Annotated in this window: 15 protein-coding genes; 9 read left to right on the top strand and 6 right to left on the bottom strand. The window is 40.9% G+C overall.

Annotation, left to right across the window (positions count from 1 at the left end):
* Window positions 1-276 precede the first annotated feature (276 nt).
* Together gppA and rhlB are read right to left on the bottom strand one after the other, a co-directional pair.
* Window positions 277-1,770, bottom strand: a complete 1,494-nt coding sequence (gppA, locus tag AN390_RS16565; RefSeq protein WP_004588955.1) for a guanosine-5'-triphosphate,3'-diphosphate diphosphatase — start codon at window positions 1,768-1,770, stop codon at window positions 277-279.
* A gap of 44 nt (window positions 1,771-1,814) precedes the next feature.
* On the bottom strand, window positions 1,815-3,092 hold the full coding sequence (gene rhlB / locus AN390_RS16560) for an ATP-dependent RNA helicase RhlB (RefSeq protein ID WP_054983731.1): 1,278 nt from the start codon (window positions 3,090-3,092) through the stop codon (window positions 1,815-1,817).
* A gap of 91 nt (window positions 3,093-3,183) precedes the next feature.
* Here rhlB and trxA point away from each other — a divergent pair, with 91 nt between their 5' ends.
* Complete coding sequence (gene trxA / locus AN390_RS16555; RefSeq protein ID WP_004588957.1) at window positions 3,184-3,510, top strand: thioredoxin TrxA; 327 nt, start codon at window positions 3,184-3,186, stop codon at window positions 3,508-3,510.
* 182 nt (window positions 3,511-3,692) lie between these two features.
* Entirely contained in the window at window positions 3,693-4,952 is a 1,260-nt protein-coding gene (gene rho, locus AN390_RS16550; protein ID WP_055255415.1) for a transcription termination factor Rho, read from the top strand.
* A gap of 221 nt (window positions 4,953-5,173) precedes the next feature.
* On the opposite strand, the gene AN390_RS16545 is transcribed toward rho, so the two are convergent.
* The gene (locus AN390_RS16545) at window positions 5,174-7,987 is read right to left on the bottom strand and encodes a tetratricopeptide repeat protein (protein WP_055255414.1); all 2,814 of its coding nucleotides are present in this window, start codon (window positions 7,985-7,987) and stop codon (window positions 5,174-5,176) included.
* 75 nt (window positions 7,988-8,062) lie between these two features.
* On the opposite strand from AN390_RS16545, the gene AN390_RS16540 reads away from it, so the two are divergent.
* Complete coding sequence (locus AN390_RS16540; protein WP_055255413.1) at window positions 8,063-8,626, top strand: DNA-J related domain-containing protein; 564 nt, start codon at window positions 8,063-8,065, stop codon at window positions 8,624-8,626.
* Here AN390_RS16540 and dbpA read toward each other — a convergent pair whose 3' ends face one another.
* Entirely contained in the window at window positions 8,627-10,015 is a 1,389-nt protein-coding gene (gene dbpA, locus AN390_RS16535; RefSeq protein WP_054983733.1) for an ATP-dependent RNA helicase DbpA, read from the bottom strand.
* 206 nt (window positions 10,016-10,221) lie between these two features.
* Here dbpA and AN390_RS16530 point away from each other — a divergent pair, with 206 nt between their 5' ends.
* The 3 genes from AN390_RS16530 (at window position 10,222) to AN390_RS16520 (ending at window position 14,887) form a co-directional block, all read left to right on the top strand.
* Window positions 10,222-12,300 carry a TonB-dependent siderophore receptor gene (locus AN390_RS16530; RefSeq protein ID WP_055255412.1) on the top strand — a complete coding sequence of 693 codons (2,079 nt, stop codon included), beginning with the start codon at window positions 10,222-10,224 and terminating at the stop codon, window positions 12,298-12,300.
* Window positions 12,301-12,451: 151 nt separating this feature from the next.
* Window positions 12,452-13,852, top strand: a complete 1,401-nt coding sequence (locus AN390_RS16525) for a M20/M25/M40 family metallo-hydrolase (protein WP_055255411.1) — start codon at window positions 12,452-12,454, stop codon at window positions 13,850-13,852.
* 93 nt (window positions 13,853-13,945) lie between these two features.
* On the top strand, window positions 13,946-14,887 hold the full coding sequence (locus AN390_RS16520) for a tetratricopeptide repeat protein (RefSeq protein ID WP_055255410.1): 942 nt from the start codon (window positions 13,946-13,948) through the stop codon (window positions 14,885-14,887).
* A gap of 49 nt (window positions 14,888-14,936) precedes the next feature.
* Here the strand turns inward: AN390_RS16520 and AN390_RS16515 are convergent, their stop codons facing one another.
* Both AN390_RS16515 and AN390_RS16510 read right to left on the bottom strand, forming a co-directional pair.
* Entirely contained in the window at window positions 14,937-16,895 is a 1,959-nt protein-coding gene (locus tag AN390_RS16515; RefSeq protein WP_055255409.1) for a S9 family peptidase, read from the bottom strand.
* Between the two features lie 115 nt (window positions 16,896-17,010).
* A complete protein-coding gene (locus tag AN390_RS16510; protein WP_055255408.1) occupies window positions 17,011-17,922 on the bottom strand; it encodes a DUF808 domain-containing protein in 912 nt (303 codons plus the stop codon).
* A gap of 133 nt (window positions 17,923-18,055) precedes the next feature.
* Between AN390_RS16510 and AN390_RS16505 the strand changes: the two genes are divergently transcribed.
* From AN390_RS16505 to fre, 3 genes are all read left to right on the top strand, one after another.
* Complete coding sequence (locus AN390_RS16505) at window positions 18,056-18,349, top strand: MliC family protein (protein WP_055255407.1); 294 nt, start codon at window positions 18,056-18,058, stop codon at window positions 18,347-18,349.
* Between the two features lie 136 nt (window positions 18,350-18,485).
* A complete protein-coding gene (ubiD, locus tag AN390_RS16500) occupies window positions 18,486-19,952 on the top strand; it encodes a 4-hydroxy-3-polyprenylbenzoate decarboxylase (protein ID WP_055255406.1) in 1,467 nt (488 codons plus the stop codon).
* A 103-nt stretch (window positions 19,953-20,055) separates the two neighbouring features.
* Window positions 20,056-20,769, top strand: a complete 714-nt coding sequence (fre, locus tag AN390_RS16495) for an NAD(P)H-flavin reductase (protein ID WP_004588968.1) — start codon at window positions 20,056-20,058, stop codon at window positions 20,767-20,769.
* The last annotated feature ends 83 nt before the right edge of the window (window positions 20,770-20,852 follow it).

The following is a 20,852-nucleotide window of genomic DNA, read 5'->3' as shown; positions in this document are numbered from 1 at the left end:
CGCTAGGGCTGCGCATCTTACGCTTTCCTATTTTTTTGTCAACACTTAATTTTGTTAAACTTGAAAGTTTTTAAAACTAAGTTTTACTCGACTCACTGAGTAGCTCGTGCCTCGCTATGCGTTGCGCTCTGCCGTCTCAGTGGGGTCGCATTATAGGGAGATCCGAAAACAGATCAACCCTTTTTTGAAGAAAACTTGAAATAAATGACTGTTCGCGTGAAATTGAAGCAAAGTGGTTACTTTAAACACTAAAAAGGCCCTTACGGGCCTTTTATATTAGTTTACGATGAGTTTCCAACCGAGTTTACTTTGCAATTTAGACTCTTGTTGTAGCTCACTAGCCATAAGAGGGTGTTCTTTTAACCAGTTATTGGCAAACTTTAAGTCTAAGGTGTCTTTTTCTACAGATAACTCTATTTTAGGAAGTACGTCGTCTTGTCGGCGCATCGATAATATTACGGCAATTCTTAATAACCTAACTAAGTATTGGGTAAGTGTACTATGTGCACCTAGAGCGTCGAAGCTGCCTTTTTGAATATCGGAGCGATGTGCATTAGCAACAGCTGCAATCACTTTATGTTCAGATTGTGAAAAACCTGGCATATCGGTGTTTTCTATAATGTAGGCTGTGTGCTTGTGATATTGCTTGTACTCTATTAATAAACCAATTTCGTGTAGTTGTGCTGCGGCTTTTAAAAGCGGCAACGCATTTTCACTAACAAGCGGCCAGCTTTCACCTACTTGTTCTGCCAGTTGAATAACTAAGCTCGATACACGATTAGCTTGCTTTTGATCAACATGGTAACGGTCCATAAACCCATCAACGGTGCGTTTACGAATGTCGTTGTTATGAAGCTCGGGCACCATACTGTAAAGCACACCTTCGCGAAGTGCACCGCCAGCTAATCCCATTTTTTCAATTTCAAGCGATTCAAATAGCGCAATTAAGATAGCTAGGCCAGATACAAAAACTAATCTACGCTCTTCGCTTAGACCAGGTAAGTCTAGTGCAGCGATAGTGCTAAACGTTATTGATTGCTCTTTTATTTTATTTAGCTTTTCTAGGGTGAGTAGTTCATCTAAGTGTTGCGCAACCATTATTTCTTGAATGGCTTGCACTGTGCCAGAAGCACCCGATGCAATTTGCCAACCTGCTTGTTTATACTCAGGGGCAATTTCATCAATAACTTCGTGGGCAGCTTTGATGGCAGCGTTAAAGTTTGCTTCACTTAATTGGCAATCTTTAAAATAGCGTTCTAAATAAGTAACGCACCCCATATTTAAGCTTTTATAGTGCAGTGCCTCAAAACCCTTACCTATAACGACTTCGGTACTTGCACCACCAATATCAATAACTAGCTGCTTGCCAGTGCATGATGAAGTGTGTGCTACGCCTTTATAAATAGTGCGTGCTTCTAGCTCACCACTTATTACATTAATAGTGTGGCCTAAGATTTTTTCGGCTTGTGCTTTGAAAACATCGGCATTCGTCGCAAGACGTAATGTGGCCGTTGCTACTATGGTTATATTTTGTTTTGGAATGTCTTGTAGGCGCTCAGCAAAAAGTGCAAGGCACTCCCAGCCTCGCTGCATTGCCTCAGTGCTTAATACGTTATCTTTATCAAGCCCTGCGGCTAATCTTACTTTGCGTTTAACGCGGCCTATAGTTTGTAGGCCGCCAGCAATTGATTTAGCAATTAGCATATGAAAGCTATTTGAGCCTAAATCAATGACTGCATACACATTTTTTTGCGGTTTAAATTGCCCCACCGTTCAAAAACCTCTAGTTACTACTACGTACAGTAACGGCCGAGTTACGACCGTCCTTTTTGGTAACTATTATTTGGGCGACGTCCGTTATTATTACTACGATTACGTGGGCCTGTAGAATAGTTGCGCTTTCTTTGAATAGTAGGCTTTGTTAAATCATCTAGCAATGCGGTTTTATCATAATGTGATAAAGGAATGCTGTGCTCTATATACTCTTCTATTTCATGCAGGTTATAAGCGTACTGCTCACATGCAAAGCTAATTGCATGACCTGATGCGCCCGCACGACCTGTACGGCCTATACGGTGAACGTAATCTTCACAATCATCTGGCAGGTCAAAGTTAAATACATGACTTACCTCAGGGATATGTAGCCCACGTGCTGCCACATCGGTTGCCACTAAAAAGTCTAATTCGCCTTTGGTGAATTGCGCTAATATAGATTGGCGTTTTTTCTGGTTTACATCGCCAGTGAGCATACCTACTCGGTGGCCATCGGCTTTTAACCAGGCATACACTGTTTCACAGCTGTGCTTTGTATTGGCAAACACAATGGCTTTGTCTGGCCATTCTTCCTCAATTAAAGTTAATAGCAGCTTAATTTTATCTTCTTGAGAAGGATGAAATAGCTCTTCTTTAATTCGCTTACCTGTTTTAACGTCTGGCTCGATTTGAACGTGCTCAGGGTTGGTCATATGTTCAAAGGCAAGTTCTTGCACGCGATAAGAAAGCGTGGCAGAAAATAATAGGTTTAATCTATCTGCTGTATCTGGCATACGGCGGAACATGTAACGAATATCTTTTATAAAGCCTAAATCGAACATACGATCGGCTTCATCAAGCACAACTACCTCAATTTCATTAAGGGTGTAACAGCCTTGCTTGTACAAATCGATTAGTCGACCTGTAGTACCAATTAAAATATCAACGCCTTTTTCTAATTGTGCACGTTGTTTTTCGTAATCTTCGCCACCATATACTAAACCTAAGTTAAGATTACAGTGCGGCGCTAAAATTTTAGCATCTTTGTGTATCTGAATCGCAAGCTCCCGAGTCGGGGCCATGATCAGGGCTCTTGGATGTTTACTAGGTGCTTTGCTAGATTGTAATAACCGATGGCACGTGGCAGTTAAAAACGCCAACGTTTTGCCCGTACCTGTTTGTGCTTGGCCCGCGATATCGCGTCCGTCACAAATAAAAGGTAGGCATTTTGCTTGAATGGGTGTGCAATATTCAAACCCACTTTCGGTTAAACCGGCAACCACTTCCGGTGCGATAGCAAAGTCTGAAAACTTTTTATCGGTCAAATGTGTCTTAGTCATAGCGTTTAAGCATAACGTTTAAACTTGCAATAAGAAACAAGAGTGTTTAAATACGCACTAAATATTTCGCCTAACTAAATCGGAGAGCGCAATGAGCGAGAAAATAATCCAAATTACTGACGATAGCTTTGAAGCTGACGTATTACAATCAGACAAGCCTGTACTAGTAGATTTTTGGGCTGAGTGGTGCGGACCTTGTAAAATGATCGCCCCTATCCTTAATGAAGTAGCTGATGAATACGAAAGCCGTGTAACAGTTGCTAAATTAAACATCGACCAAAACGCGGGTACACCGCCTAAATTTGGTATTCGTGGTATTCCTACTCTGCTTCTTTTTAAAGACGGCCAAGTAGCTGCAACGAAAGTTGGTGCGCTTTCTAAAACTCAACTTATTGAGTTCTTAGAAAACAATATCTAAGTAAAAATTAAAAAAAAGGGCGTTTTTGCCCTTTTTTTGTGTTTATTTTGTATAAAGACTGGACGCTATGCCAGTGAACTGCTAGTTTATAAAGCCAACTAATCCTTAGTTATATTCAACAAACCTCACTCAACTATCAAAGCGATTTTGAGTATGACAATTGTAATAAAGAACCCACCAATATGCATTTACGCGAATTAAAAGACAAGTCTATAAAAGAACTTGTAAACTTAGCTGAGTCCATGGGGCTCGAAAACGTAGCCCGCTTAAGAAAGCAAGATATCATTTTTGCTATTCTTAAAGCACACGCCAAAGGCGGAGAGAACATCTTCGGTGGCGGTGTACTAGAGATTTTACAAGATGGTTTTGGTTTTTTAAGATCATCAGAAGCATCTTACTTAGCTGGCCCAGATGATATTTATGTATCTCCAAGCCAAATTCGCCGTTTCAGCATGCGTACTGGCGATTCTATTTCAGGGCTTATTCGTCCACCTAAAGATGGCGAACGCTACTTTGCTTTATTAAAAGTAAATCAAGTTAACTTCGATAAACCTGAAAACTCTCGCACTAAAATTCTTTTTGAAAACCTTACCCCACTACATGCAAACGAACGTTTTCGTATGGAACGCGGTAACGGCAGTAAAGAAGACATTACCGCTCGTGTACTTGATTTAGCATCTCCAATTGGCCGCGGCCAACGTGGTTTGTTAGTAGCACCGCCTAAAGCGGGTAAAACAATGCTACTGCAAAACATTGCACAATCAATTACTCACAATCACCCAGATGTTACATTAATGGTTTTACTTATTGATGAGCGTCCGGAGGAAGTAACCGAGATGCAACGCCTCGTTAAAGGTGAAGTTATTGCATCAACGTTTGATGAGCCAGCTTCTCGCCACGTACAAGTTGCAGAAATGGTTATTGAAAAAGCAAAACGTTTAGTTGAGCACAAAAAAGATGTGGTTATCTTGCTTGATTCAATCACCCGTTTAGCGCGTGCTTACAACACTGTTATTCCTTCATCAGGTAAAGTACTTACCGGTGGTGTTGATGCTAACGCACTGCACAAGCCTAAGCGCTTCTTTGGTGCTGCACGTAATGTTGAAGAAGGCGGTAGCTTAACAATTATAGCCACAGCACTTATCGACACGGGCTCTAAAATGGATGAAGTTATCTACGAAGAGTTTAAAGGTACCGGTAACATGGAACTACACTTAAATCGTAAGATTGCTGAAAAGCGTGTATTCCCTGCCATCGACTTTAACCGCTCTGGTACGCGTCGTGAAGAACTGCTTACTAAGCCAGATGAGCTACAAAAGCTGTGGATTTTACGTAAGATTGTTCATGAAATGTCAGAGATTGATGCAATGGAATTCTTAATTGATAAGCTTTCTATGAGCAAAACGAACGATGAATTCTTCGATTCGATGAAACGCCAATAGGCGCGTTTTCGTTATATAAAAAAAGCGCCTAGGGCGCTTTTTTTATGTTTAAACGAAATACCAATCGGCTTAGATATTTAGCCTTTCTAGCATACTAAATAAAGCGTTAATGGCGTTATAAATTTCTTATGTAGTGCAACTTCGTGTCAAAATTCATGCCTTCTTACCACTCTATTTATCTGTCGCTATAAATGTCTAATAACCTAACACGATTGGTATAATTAACTCTCGTTATATTTTTTAAGTACACGCTGTAATTCATCTACAAGCTTTTGAATGTGTTCTTTACTTTGGCTTTGTTTATTGAGTAAAGCCATATCGAGATTTTTAGCGGCCTTGGCAATGTCGTCTAACGCAAACATTTGCGCAGCACCTAAAATACGATGGCTGTCTTTTTGTAGTGCTTCTAAGTCATTACTATTATGGTGCTGACTTATGGTTTCGCTTTCAAACGTGAAGCTTTGCTTAAAACTTGTTACTAAGTCGCTCATGTCTATCTTAGCTGTATAAGCTGCCTCTTGTTTTGCTTCACCTAAATACTGGGCAAGGGTGTTATAAAACGCTTTTTTATCTAATGGCTTACCTAAATACCCTGTAAACCCTAGGGCAAGATAATCATCAACTTCATGGCTCATTGCATTGGCCGTTAAAGCAAAAATAGGCGCTTGAAAGCCGCACTGTTGCAACAACGAAAACGCAGCACGCCCGTCCATAATAGGCATTTGTATATCAAGCAGCACTAAATCTGGGTATATTTGTAGGCACTTCTCAACCGCTTGCTCGCCATTTTCTACCGCAATAACTTCAAGCCCCATAGAACGTAAATAACGACTTATGAGTCTGCGATTGTCGGGATGATCCTCAGCCAGTACTACGCGCCCGGTTAACTGCTTAACCTGTTCAGCGGCGCTTACATGTTCGTACTCATCTAGCTCTTTTTCAACTTCTATACAGGGTAAAAACAGCGAAAACTGACTTCCGCGTTTAAACTCACTTTGTACGCTAATGTAGCCACCCATCATAGAGGCTAACTGTTGAGACAAACTAAGCCCTAACCCGGTGCCACCAAAGCGGCGACTAATACTGTTATCGGCTTGGCTAAAGCATTCAAATATTTGTTTTAGCTGTGATGAATTCATGCCAATACCGGTGTCTTTCACTATAAAAACAAGCCCTTGCTCGGTTTTGTTTAAAGACACAACTACCTGCCCCGCCTGCGTAAACTTAACAGCATTAGCACATAAATTAATGAGTATTTGCTTCACCCGCATTAAATCGAGCTTGGTATAAAACGCATTGCCTACATGGTTATCAAAACGAATTTGTAAATGCTTCGCCTTAGCCTGCGTAATAAACATGGCATGTACATCGCTAACTAGCTGCACTATGTCAAAGCACGAAATATTAAGCTCTAACCTGTTTGCTTCTATTTTACTTAAATCGAGTACGTCATTAATTAAACTTTTTAAGTGATCGCTATGTCGTTGAATTATTTTTAATTCATCTTGTAGGTTTTCAGGCTCGTACAAACCATTAATTAAATCATCTGTTTGGCCTAAAATAGCGGTGAGCGGGGTTCTAATTTCATGGCTAATATTTGCCAAAAACTGGCTTTTAACATCATTTGCTTCTCGTAGCTCTTGGGCAATAGCTTGTAGCTCTGCTGTACGCTGCGCAACTTGTTCTTTTAATAACTGCTTGGCACGCTTTTCGGCGCCCCGACGATAAAGCGCGGTGCCCGTTACAATTACTAAAAATAATAAAACAAAAATAAAAACCGTAAGCTGCGAACGTTGGCTCATTTTTAACTTTTGTACTTTTCGTTCTTGCTTCAGCTTTTGAATTTCTTGATTTAACTGAGTAGCTTTAAATTGATTTTGCAGTACAGCTAAGGCGCTGGTAATTGTTTCGCTATTTATACCGCGCTGCTCTGCTACAAACTTTTCGTGCAGAGTTAATGCCTCAGCGTAGTTGCCTTTGCTTGCCTCTAGGAGCGAGCGTGTACCAAAAGCATCGCGCTTTATACGCACACTATTATATTGTGTGGCCAAATCGGTTGCTTTATCTAAGCTTTTTTGCGAATCAGCAAGCTCGCCTCTCACAAATTGTATTTTAGCCAGTGCATGTAAGGCGTTGAGCTCTAAACTGTGATTAGCAATTTTAAGGGCATTTTGTACCCCCAATTTAGCTTGCTCGTAGGCAACATCCACGTTATTAAGAATTAAATTGATGTTTGCTAAATTAGTATATTGGGTAGATAACTTATTATAATCATTGGTAGAAATATAATAGCGTAGTGCCATTTGGTAATAATGCAGCGCTAAATCAAATTGCGAACTTTCGTAGTAAGCAACCCCTAAATTATTGTTAACTTGCGCTATACCGCTGGTATCAGCTAATTTTTGATAAACTTTAAGTACTTCTTTATAAAATAAAATGGCGCTTTCGTAACGCGATAACCTTATATACACCCCTGCTATATTTAGCAAAATATCAGCTTGGTCTTGAGCACTGCCCTTTTTCTCATAAATCTCTTTTGCTTTTAAATAATATTCGAGCGTTAGCTCCATATTATTCATTTCAAAGTACGCTAAACCAATATTACTAAGTAGGTTTGCAAGCTCTACTTGCTTATTATTTTTTTCAACAATCACCATGGCGCGGCTATATTCAACAATAGCTTGCTGAAAATACCCCTGAAAATAAAACACAACGCCTTGCATTTTAATGGCTCTAAAGTGCATATCTGGTAGGTAGTTTAAGGAGGTGTGCTGTTCTAATTTTTTAAAATACAGCAGGGCATTTTCAAAATCATCTGAGGAGAAGGCTAAATCGGCAAGCTCAGAATACACACTGACCTTTTGGGATTCTGTAATATTTTTTGCTTCAAGCAGCGCATTACCGAGCGTGAGTTTTACGTCCCACTGCTGCTCTTTTTTAAATTCATCAAATAAAGATACACTATTTTGAGCAAAGCTTGGCAGTATGAACACACAACATAAAACAAATAAAAGGCACTTCAATTTGCCTTGCATAATATTATTCCTTCAAACTTTAGCTTTAGTCAGTGTAATCTTTATTGAAGATACACAACAAAACGAGTGCAAACAATGCTTAACCCCCTGATTGATGAGATTTTTGAGCTACTTTTAACTCAGCGTGTTTGGAAAGTTCATACCTTAGCTGCAACGCTCGCTCAACAAGGGGTGTTACCACCTTTAGATGCAAACCCTGAGCAAAATTTATTTAAAAAGAATTTTTTAATTATGAATGCTTTATTTGAGCTGCAAACACAGCTATTACCCAAGCACTTAATTATATCGTCATTACATATTGAACTTACAGAGCCAAGTAGCAATATAGCAACGCAATCCCATTTAAAAAGTTACTATTTAAACTGGGAAAACTACGACACCAGTGCCAAAGACATAGAGGCATTATTAGATAGTTTTTGGCAGCAATTTAACCCACTAATTAAGCAACCAGTTGAGCAAATTGAGCCATTACTTAAGGCTTGGCAACTACCGCCAAACTTTAGCCTGGGTATGCTACAAAAGCGCTGGCGGCAATTGGCATTAAAACATCATCCCGATAAGCAAACTGGGAGTGCATGTAAATTTAGACAAATAAGAGCCGAGTATGAGCAGCTAAAGCTAGCTGCTCAAAACACGTAACTAACGGGTAAGGCGACGGGCACGAATTTTACGCCCTTTAATATTGCCCTCGGTTAATTTACGTAGTGCAGGTTTTGATGCGTTGCGCTCAACGGCTACAAAGGCAACGTTATCGAGTACATTTATTTTACCTACTTGGCGTCCTGCAACACCATCTTTGCCAGTAAGTGCACCTAAAATATCACCAGCGCGCACTTTTTGCTTTTTGCCCGAGTCAATCATTAGGGTAACCATTTCAGGCTTGTAAGGCGGCTTTTCTAATAAGCTAAAAGCAGGCATTGGCTCTGGCAAAAAGTCTCGTTCGTAATGGTCGCCTATTTGCGCCACTTTAAACTGCTCAGCTTCACCGTAAATAGAGCACGCAATGCCTTTTTTACCCGCTCGGCCTGTACGCCCTACACGGTGCACATGGGTTTGTGGGTCGTGTGCTAAGTGGTAATTTATTACCATATCCATGTCGTCAATATCTAAGCCTCGCGCGGCAACATCGGTAGCAACTAATATCGAGGCACTTTTATTAGCAAAATGAATTAACGTACGTTCGCGATCACGCTGCTCTAAATCACCGTGCAACGCCACTGCGCTAAAGCCTTCACTTGCTAAATCATCACAAACTTGTTGTGTTTCTACCTTGGTATTACAAAAAACAACACAGCTTTGAGGTGTAAATTTAAGCAGTAATAATTTAAGTGTTGAGTAACGCTGTTTGTTGTTATCCATTTTGTAAAAGTATTGCTTTATTGTGCTTTTTTCTTGCTCTTCTTCTACTTTTATCATCTCTGGATTTTTTAATACGCGCTTTGCAATAGCTTCAATTGCACGCGGAAAGGTAGCACTAAATAACAACGTTTGACGATTTTGCGGTATACACTCAATAATTGCATCAAGGGTATCTTGAAAGCCCATATCAAGCATTTGATCTGCCTCATCAAGTACTAACGTTTCAACATCGTCTAAACGCAGTGTACCTTTGCGAATATGATCGTCCACTCGCCCAGGTGTACCCACAATAATGTGCGCGCCATGCTCAAGCGAGCCTATTTGTGGGCCAATAGAAACCCCGCCACACAAGGTTAATATTTTAATATTGTGAATACCGCGGGCAAGTTTACGCATTTCTACTGCCACTTGCTCGGCCAGTTCGCGCGTTGGACAAAGTACAAGCGATTGAATACGAAAACGTTTTACATTTAATTTAGCTAACACACCTAAACTAAAAGCAGCAGTTTTACCTGAACCGGTTTTTGCCTGTGCAATAATGTCTTTACCTTCAAGTACAGGTGGCAGGCTTTGCGCTTGTACAGGCGTCATTTGCGAGTAGCCAAGTGTTGATAAATTATCAACTAAACCAGCAGGTAAAGCCAAAGATGAAAATGCAGTAGAAGTCACAATAAATTCCAAAATAATAAAAACAACACAGGGCTTAGCCCCAAAATATGGCTCTATAATAGCAGAATTCAGGTTAGGCAACCATTAATACCCGATGTGCATTATTTTACGATGCGTTAATCCTTGTTAATAAAAAAGTTGCAAATGATACTAGTTTTCATTAAGATCCTCGAAAAATTTTAACACCCTAACACTGGATGTAATTGATGAAACTAAACTCACTGTACGTAGCACTTATTGGTGCCATTAGCACAAGCGCCTTTGCCGCCCCTACTGACTTAGAGCGAATTGAAGTTAAAGGCAGCTATTTCAACGACTACAAAGTCGACAACGCCAACGGAGCAATGAGAACATCAGCGTCATTGTTAGAAACAGCGCAATCAGTCACTGTTATTAGCGATACAATAATTAGCGAGCAATTAGCAACCACACTTGGCGAAGTGCTTACTAACGATGCAAGTTTAACTGCCGGCTCTCAACAACGTAACCGTGAAGTATTTAACTTACGTGGCTTTGAGCTTAGCTCTTCAACAGGCTACTTACGTGACGGACACCAACATTGGTCTCACTACCAGCAACCGATTGAAATTCTACAACAAGTAGAAGTTATTAAAGGCCCATCAAGTATTTTATACGGACAATCAGGTCCAGGTGGCTTGATAAACATGGTGACAAAAAAGCCTACAGCAACCACATTATTTAACGCCAGTGCAGATGTAGACCAACATGGCTCTACCCGCTTTATGCTAGACGCGGCTGGTGCACTTACCGACGCTGAAGATTTACGTGCACGCGGTATTTTAGTAAAACAAGATGTTGATTACTGGCGCGAATACCAAAACGGCGAAAACCGTGAACGCGACCGCTTTTTAGGCGCTGTAATTGTTGATTACGATTTAAGCGATAACGCATTAGTACGCGTGCATTACGACCGCACAGACGATGAAGCAGGCCTTGATACAGGTGCATGGATAGATGACAACGCTAATGTGATTGGCGATGACAAAACCATTCGCGATATGTCTTGGGCATTTACCGACATAACGGTAGAAAACTTAGGCGTAGATTTTGAAGTGTACTTAAACGATCACTGGCAAGTTAAGCTTGGTTACAACGAGCAAACATTTGAGCGCCAGCGTTTTGAGTCTGCACCTCGTAAGCCAAGCACATTTGTAGAAGGCGATAGCTATGAGTCACGCCCTTACGACCGTTTTGACGATTGGCAGTTTAAAACCGCATTTATTGATTTTGTTGGCGAATTTAAAACCGGTAGTTTACAACATCAGTTTTTAATTGGTGCAAACTCGCTAGATTACTATTACGGGCAACGCCGTACATCAGCAGAGTATTTTGATTTTGCTGCAGGCCAAAACGAGCCAAGCCGCCCGACAGTAAGCTATAAATCAGATGATACTATTAGCGAAACTGAATACGACTACTACGGTATTTACGTTCAAGACTTAATTACTTTCTCGCCACAGTGGCAAGTATCATTAGGTGGTCGTTACGATGAGCAAAATAGAGAAGGCGCAGATAACGAGTCGTTCGTACCAAAAGTAGGTGTGCTTTATCACCCTAACCCTTCTGCGACTATTTATGCTAGCTACTCAGAAGGTTTTGAGCCACAAGGTAGCGATACATTAGTAAGCGAAACTGACATCAACAACGGTATGAAGCTTGATGCTGTAACCTCTGAGCAAAAAGAAATTGGTGTTAAATGGCAACTATTTGATGACCGCCTAATGTTAAGCGGTGCTGTATTTGATATTAGCAAAAAAGGCACCTTAGTAACCGAAGCACTTGAAGTGCCAGTGGGCGAATTTACCTCTGAAACAAACCAAGTAGGCGAGCAACGCCATAAAGGGCTTGAGCTAAGCGCGCAAGGTGCAGCTACCGATCGCTTATTTGTTATGGCATCAACTATGTACTTAGATGCAAATTTTGAGCGTGACGAAGACCTACAAGGTAAACGCCCTACTGATGCTCCTAAATGGTCTGCATCACTTTGGACTCGCTATGAGTTAAACGACACCATTGCATTTAATGCCGGTGCATTTTATGAAGGTGAGCGCTTTGCCGATAGTGCAAACACAGTAGTAAAAGATGCTTACACACGAGTAGATGTAGGTGCAACTTACAAACTTAAAGTAAGCAAAACCGATGTAAACCTTCGTTTAAACATTGAAAACCTATTAGACGAAAACTACTTAGGCGGCGGTGGCTTAAACAACGTTACCGTGGGCGAAGGCACAAATGTACGCCTAGCAGCTCAATTTAGCTTTTAAGTTATAAAACTTATACTTATAAAGCCCGCACAATAATAATTGTGCGGGCTTTTTACTGCCTATTAAAAACACCACTGCATTCATCTCATCTATTTTTTAAAGCCTTTAAAAAGTGCTCTAATACACTTAATTATAAAAAGGCTTACTCTATATGAAAAAAATTATTACAGCGCTACTAATGACTAGCAGCCTCAGCGTTAGCGCAAACAATGCAGAATTCACCACAATGCAATTACAACAGGTTGATGAGGTGCGCACTGCTGCACTTAAAAGCCATTTAAGCTACGAGCTACTCGAGTCACTCACAACAGAAGTTGGCCCTCGCTTACCCGGCACTGAAAACGATAAAAAAGCAGTAGCATGGGCTAAAGCAAAATTTAACGAACTTGGTTTTGATAAAGTATGGCTTGAAGAAGCAACATTTCCAAAATGGCGCCGTTATAGCGAAAGCGGAAAAATACTCACCCCAAGTGAGCAACCTCTGCATTTAACTGCGCTGGGTAACAGTGTAAGCACACCTAAAGATGGTATTAGTGCACCGGTTGTGTTGTTTGAAACATTGGATGAGCTAATTGCAGCACCAGCAAATAGCTTAGAAGGTAAAATTGCCTATATTAATTACCGCATGAACCGCGACATAGACGGCAACGGATACGGCCCCGCAGTAAAAGCACGTGCCACAGGCGCAATTGAAGCTGCAAAAAAAGGCGCGGTTGCTTACATGATGCGCTCAGTGAGCACAGCTCACCATCGCTTTGCTCACACTGGTGGTAGTTACTATAAAGAAGGGGTTAAAAAAATACCTAACGTAACTATTGCCAACCCGGATGCGGATCAAATAGCGCGCTTAGTGGCCTTAAACAAAAAGGTAACGGTTAATATAAATGTACAAACACAAAGCCTAGGAGAAGGCACAAGCTATAACGTTATAGGCCAATTTAATGGCACCGAAAACCCAGAACAATATGTGTTAATTGGTGGCCACCTAGACTCGTGGGATTTAGGCACTGGCGCATTAGATGATGGTGCAGGTGTTGCGCTAACAATGGCTGCGGCTAAACACATTAGCGATGTTAAACGCCCTAAGCGCAGTATTCGTGTTGTACTGTTTGCAGCAGAAGAGCTTGGACTTTGGGGTGCAAAAGCTTACTTTGCACAACACAAAAGTGACTTACACAATATAGTTGCAGCTGCTGAGTCGGACTTTGGCGCCGATGTAGTATATGGTTTTGAGTCAAATGTTAATGCGGCTTCTCTGCCAGTAGTGCGTGCCATAGCAAAAGAGCTGGCTGCGTTAAACATTGAGTACATTGGTAAAAACCAGGCTAACGGCGGGCCGGATTTAATCCCATTAAAAAAAGCGGTGTCGGCACCTATATTTGAGTTGGCCCAAGATGGCACTGATTACTTTGATTACCATCACACAGCTGATGACACACTCGATAAAGTAACGCCTGCTAAACTGCGCCAAAATACCGCTGCGTATGCTGTATTTGCGTTAATGGCAGCAGATGCCAAAACAACAATTCAACCGAAAGCGCAGGCTAACTAATAACTGACATACTTACTTACAGTTTGTCGCTTTAATAAACGCACTCCTTGTTTTACCTTTATATAAATTAAATAAAACAAGGAGTGTGCGGGCATGTTGCTTTTCAATACGAGTCAGTCGTTTCCTCATTTTGCACAAATACAGTGCTGCCCTAACTGCCATAGCCGCGCCTATCATCTAATAAACCAAAGTCGTTTTTTACGCTTTACGGTTATTCCTGTTCTACCTTTAGCACTAAACTATAAATGCGAATGCTATCAATGCGGCCATAATGCGCCTGTAAAATTAAAGCAGTTACCGGTGTTTGAAATTTTCACTCTACCTAAATACTTTATAGGGGTATTTTTAGCGTTATGGGTGGGTTTATTTTTTTACCAACAACACGCTGCTGCGCAAGCGCAAAAGCAAAGCTACTTAACTAACCCTAAAGCCTACGATACGTATTTAGTACACGCTGATAAATTTACTCATGAGCCCTGGACACTCACCAACTTAAAAGTTGCGCAAGTTTTAAGTTTTGACGAGCAGTTTATTACGTTTCAAGTAAGTAACTACAGCTATAAGCGCAACAAAGGCATTACTACTGCAATGCGTACCAGCTTATTAGTACAAAGAGGTTACTTCTCAGATGACAAAATTACTTTGCCTCGTAGCGAAGTAAAAAGACTTTACAACGACGGGGTGATTTACGACGTACTGCGCCCCTCAGCAAATAGTTTATATGGTGGGTTTGTTATGTTTCCGCCAAAACCAAAACCGCTATATAAAGGTTTAAAGCTCGACAAAAATAACCAACAAGGCATTACGTATTTTAAAAACGGACAGTATAGCGATGCGCTTGAGAGTTTTACTCTAGCCGCAAATGCCGGCTCGCAATGGGGGCAGCTCAATCTTGCGCAAATGTACCGAGATGGACAAGGCGTGACTCAAAATGTACAAACAGCAAAACATTGGTATGAGCAGGCAATAGCGCAAGGTAATAGCAAAGCGAAAATAGAATTAGAGGAAATGTGCGATAAAGCAAACTGCAAATAAAAAATGGCCAGTTAAACTGGCCATTTTCAATCTTCGTTCATACTTATAATTAGAAAGTCATATGCTCACCTAAAAAGTTAAGTACCTGCTTGTAGTAGCGCGTTCTGTGCTCTGCTTTATAAAAGCCATGCCCTTCATCTTCAAGTAACTCGTATATGTAAGGATGGTTTTCTTTTTTTAGCGCTGCAACTAAAGACTCAGCTTGCTCAATTGGTGCTCTCTCATCTTGCCCACCATGTACAATTAAAACTGGCGCTTTAAGCTTGTCTATGTTGTAGCTAGGTGAAAAACGCTTTAACAGTGCCTCATCAGTACCAAGCGCGCTTTTAAGATAGCGCTGTCCACGGTCACGTTCAGAGATATCGCCTTCTTCAAACATTAGCGGTAAATCGTACACCCCAACTACACCAATAGCACACTGAAACATATCAGGTTCTAAAATTGCACTTTGTAGTGCCGAATAGCCACCAAAACTTGCGCCCATTATACAAATATTATCTTTATTTACAGTGCCTTGCTCTATTAAGTATTTTACACCGTCAATAATGTCGTATTGTATTTCGGCACCCCATTTTTTATGTCCGGCATGTTCAAAGTTGCGGCCAAAGCCACCAGAGCCTCTAAAGTTAACTTTTAGTACTGCAATGCCTCTACTGGCTAATAGCTGAGCTTCGCTCTCATAGCCCCACCAATCTCTTGGTCCATGAGGCCCACCGTGGGGCATAACAACTAAAGGTAAGTTTTTCTCATCAGTATTATTAGGGATGGTTAAATATCCGTATATTGTTAAGCCATCACGCGCTTTATAATTTACAGGTTTGGTTATAGCCATTTCACTTGGCTTGATCCAGCTTTTAGTCGCAAACAAAAAGCGTAAGCTATTCTTTTTGGCATCATACAAGTAGTAACTGCCAGGGTTAGTATCGCTTGACGCAAAGATAATACTCTTCTCACCATCTTCAGTACTACTAACAAGCTGAACTTGCTGCCCTTGAAGCGACTGTATTAATGCCTTTAAGCGCTCACTTTTATGTGAATTATTTATAAAAGAATAGGCAGGATAGCCAAGCTCATTTTCAATTGCGAATAATTCTTTAGAAACTTCATCTACCCACACTTTTTTTGGAGAGACCTGTGGTTCTTTATGTAAAAGCTCAAACTTTTTGCTCTCTAAATTTAGTTTATAAAGCCCCTTTGCTTCGCCATTTTCTGACGCTGTAACATAAACAGAAGCACCGGTACTATCAAACGCATGGAGGCTAATATCAGTGTATTTTAACTCTCCTAAATCAAGCTGTTGCCATTCACCACCTGACTTCTCACGGGTATAAATTTTTTGATTAATATAATCATCGTTTGAAACAGCAACACGCACATTACCATCATGGTCTGTTAAAAAGCCTGCCATTTTTGATGGTGAGCGAGCGACTCTTTTTCGTTTTCCGCTGTAAATATCAACTTCATAAACTATTGTATGCGGCTCATTTGAAGCGCTCCATGGGTAGGTCAGAATCAGCATTTTACGCCTATCATGAATAAGCGGGTCTAGTACATAAGAAGTACCAAGTATGGGTGTCGCTTTTTTTATACGGGTTCCTGTTTGCATTTCACCTTGGTAACCCACTAAATACTTGCCTCGGCTACCATCAGCATTTATACCAAAAAGCTCACCATGATATTCGGGATGGTCTTTCCAACCTTTAATGTACTCTTTGGCCAATACAATTCTTTCATTGTTTACCCAGTAATAATTGCCAACTTGGGCATTATTAGGAAACCTAATTGCATGACTTACTTTAAATGTATCAGTGCTTAGCACCATTAATACATTTTTTCCTTCTGGGCGAGTAATTACAGCTAAGTATTTTCCATCAGGTGAAATTTTCACACCTGCAAACTCTATATCTTTACTAAAGCTTTCTATCGGTACCAAGGTGTTACTTGCTGTAGTATGTGAGCTAAAAATACTGGCCAGCAATAAAGACAGACAAGCCAAAAACTTATTCATTAAAGTTCCTTTTATTTATTTTTGATTGAGCTTTTATGTTACATACTTTTAACAAAAATATACACCATACTTCTTCCCTTTATGTAAACAGGCGTAAATTAATAGGGTTATAAATCTAATGCTTAGGGTTAGTAAGCTTACTCCAAACTAAATGCAGAATAACAATGCATAGCCCTGCTACTACTCCTAGTAATCCGTCAAATATAAGGGGAGCTAATGTTTCGCCGGTGCCATTTAATAACGACTTACCTATGGCTATTACTTCTAATTGCCAATGATGTAGTAGCTCAATACCATGGGATAAAATGCCGCCACCGACTAAAAACATGGCTACTGTGCCGGCAAAGGCTAAAAATTGCATAAGCCTTGGTGCTGCAGCTAATAGCCCCTTACCAAGCATCTCTTTAAATTTATTAGCCGACACCTTTGATTGATTAAGCAAATACAACCCCGCGTCATCAAGCTTTACAATACCGGCTACAAGGCCGTATACACCTATGGTCATTAATACGGCTATAACACATAGTACAAGTGCCTGATTTACAAGTGTGGCACCTGCAACCGTTCCCAAGGTGATCACTATAATTTCGGCTGAGAGAATAAAGTCGGTGCGTATGGCTCCTTTTACTTTTTGCTTTTCATACTCAGCTGGGTCTAATTGCTGCGACTCATCAGCCTCTTTTTCGGGGTGAGGTAAAAACCGAGCAAATACTTTCTCAGCGCCTTCAAAACATAAAAATAAGCCACCGATTATTAGCAGCGGGGTTATTAACCAAGGCAGCCATACACTTATGAGCAATGCACCAGGCACCAAAATGGCTTTATTTAAAAATGAGCCCTTTGCCACAGCCCAAACCACAGGTAACTCACGATCGGCTGTAACCCCTGTAACTTGCTGAGCATTAAGTGCTAAGTCGTCACCAAGTACACCGGCTGTTTTTTTAGTGGCGACTTTACTCATTGTAGCAATGTCATCAAGTAAGGTGGTTATATCATCAAGTAATGTTAAAAGGTTAATGCCTGCCATGTTGCTTCCTAGCTAAAAAATAATGCTATCAACATAGCGTAATCCGTAATTTTCACCAACGGTTAATTTTGCTTTGTTATGCTGATTAAACGCACTGATTTTTATCAATGGCAAACTTACTTAGGGGATATTAATGAAAGCATCGGTGGTTATTTTTACAAGCATGCTGGTTTTATCAGCCTGTAGTAATGAATCTAAAAGTACCCACTACTTATGCAACGAGCGCGTAGTAGAATTAACCCACCAAGGAGCGGGGGCAACACTTACTTTAAATGAGCAAACATATACGCTTAATAAAGAGCCGAGCGCATCAGGGGTAAAGTATATTAATGAGCGAGTGCTATTTTGGTCTAAAGCCGATGAAGCGATGTTGATTGTTTCAGGTAATAAATACCACTGCCAACTTCAACAAGCCGACGCCTTATAATTTTGTCTTTCGCGATTTAAACTTTTTCTTTTTTCTCATCGTAATAAATAGCCTGTTATTACGCTAAACAACTGCACATGCATTTGTTGTTTAGTTGGGTATAATACTTTCACTTTTTGCTTAGTAGCGGCCTACCATGAAATATAAAGATTTACGTGATTTTATCGATTTGCTTGAAAAAAAAGGCGAACTTAAACGTATTACTCAAGAAATCGACCCGTATCTTGAAATGACCGAAATAGCCGACCGTACATTACGTGCTAAAGGCCCCGCATTATTGTTCGAAAACCCAAAAGGTCACAGCATGCCTGTGCTTGCAAACTTATTTGGTACACCTAAGCGCGTTGCTATGGGCATGGGCCAAGAAGATGTAAGCGAGCTGCGTGAAGTTGGCAAGCTACTCGCTTTTTTAAAAGAGCCCGAGCCACCAAAAGGGATTAAAGAAGCACTAGGGCAAATTCCGGTATTTAAACAAGTACTCAATATGCCGGCTAAAGAAGTTAAAAAAGCACCGTGCCAACAAGTTGTTCTAGAAGGTGACGAGGTAGATTTAGCTAAGTTACCAATACAGCACTGCTGGCCTGGAGATGCCGCTCCCCTTATTACTTGGGGTTTAACCGTTACCAAAGGGCCTTATAAAAAGCGCCAAAATTTGGGTATTTACCGCCAGCAGCTATTAGGTAAAAATAAAATAATTATGCGTTGGTTATCGCATCGCGGTGGCGCACTCGATTTTCAAGAATGGTGTAAAGAAAACCCTGGCGAACCGTACCCGGTTTCGGTTGCATTAGGAGCTGATCCTGCCACTATTTTAGGTGCGGTGACACCTGTGCCAGACACGTTAAGCGAATATGCCTTTGCTGGCTTACTGCGCGGTAGTAAAACAGAAGTGGTTAAGTCAATTTCAAATGACTTACAGGTCCCTGCTAGTGCCGAAATAGTACTTGAAGGCTACATTATGCCTGGCGAAATGGCTCCCGAGGGGCCGTATGGCGACCACACTGGTTATTACAATGAAGTTGATGATTTTCCTGTGATGACAGTGACCCATTTAACACACCGTAAAAACCCAATTTACCACAGTACATTTACCGGCCGTCCACCTGATGAGCCAGCTATTTTAGGTGTGGCATTAAACGAAGTGTTTGTGCCTATATTGCAAAAGCAGTTTCCAGAAATCGTCGACTTTTACTTGCCACCCGAAGGCTGCTCTTACCGTATGGCCGTGGTAACCATGAAAAAACAATACCCAGGCCATGCTAAGCGCGTAATGATGGGCGTATGGTCGTTTTTACGTCAGTTTATGTACACTAAGTTTGTTATTGTTTGCGATGATGATGTAAATGCCCGTGACTGGAACGATGTTATTTGGGCCATCACTACCCGTATGGACCCTGCGCGCGACACCACATTAATTGAAAACACGCCAATAGATTACCTCGATTTTGCATCGCCGGTATCTGGGCTTGGCTCAAAAATGGGTATGGATGCAACAAATAAGTGGCCAGGTGAAACCGACCGCGAATGGGGCGAGCCAATTGTCATGGATAAAGCGACAAAAGATCGTGTTGACGAAATTTGGCAAAGCCTCGATATACTTTAAGCACGCTTAGTGAATATAAACAGGCTATAAAATAACCCCGCAGATATGTTAATATTGCTCCACTTAACTGCATATCTGCGTAAACGCTGCTAAAAGGTAAAAAATGCAAACATTAAAAGCTGAAGTTGTTGCCATCAGCCCACTTACAGAATTTGTTCATAAAGTAATTTTAAAGCCTCAACAACCTGTTACGTTTGAAGCTGGCCAATACATGCAACTTGTACTTGGCGAAAAAGACAAGCGCGCATTTTCGATTGCAAGTCGTCCATCGCAATGTGATGAAATAGAGCTTCATATTGGCGCATCTAAAGCCGATTCATACGCAATGCAATCGCTTGAGCATTTACGTAATGCGCATCAAAATAATACACCGGTAGATATAGAAGCCGGCCTTGGTGTATCGCAACTACGCCTACAATGCGAGCGCCCTATTATTTTATTGGCTGGCGGCACTGGTTTTTCTTATGCAAAATCAATGGCTGATCACTTAGCTGAAATTAACTGCGACCGCCCGGTACTATTTTACTGGGGTGTTAAAGAAGAGTCTGCATTGTATGCTCACAGCGAAATGCAAGCATGGGCAGAGAGTAACGAGCACTTTAAATTTATTCCTGTTGTAGAAAACCCATCTGCTAATTGGCAAGGCCACACCGGGTTTGTACACAAAGCAGTCATGCAAGATATTGTGTCGTTAGAACCTTACGACATTTATATGGCTGGTCGCTTTGACATGATTGGCATTGTCCGTGATGACTTTATTGCTCACGGTGCTGTTCGCGAAAACATGTACGCCGATGCATTCGCGTTTATAAAATAAATTTTTATTTATAATACAAAGGCGCCCCATGGCGCCTTTGTTATTTCTATCAAATTTAAGCTATTAATTGGTATAACCTATTA

Origin of the sequence: Pseudoalteromonas sp. P1-11 (assembly GCF_001399995.1) — a bacterium.
Classification (GTDB): Bacteria; Pseudomonadota; Gammaproteobacteria; order Enterobacterales; family Alteromonadaceae; genus Pseudoalteromonas; species Pseudoalteromonas atlantica.
This window is presented reverse-complemented; position numbering and strand designations above follow the sequence as displayed.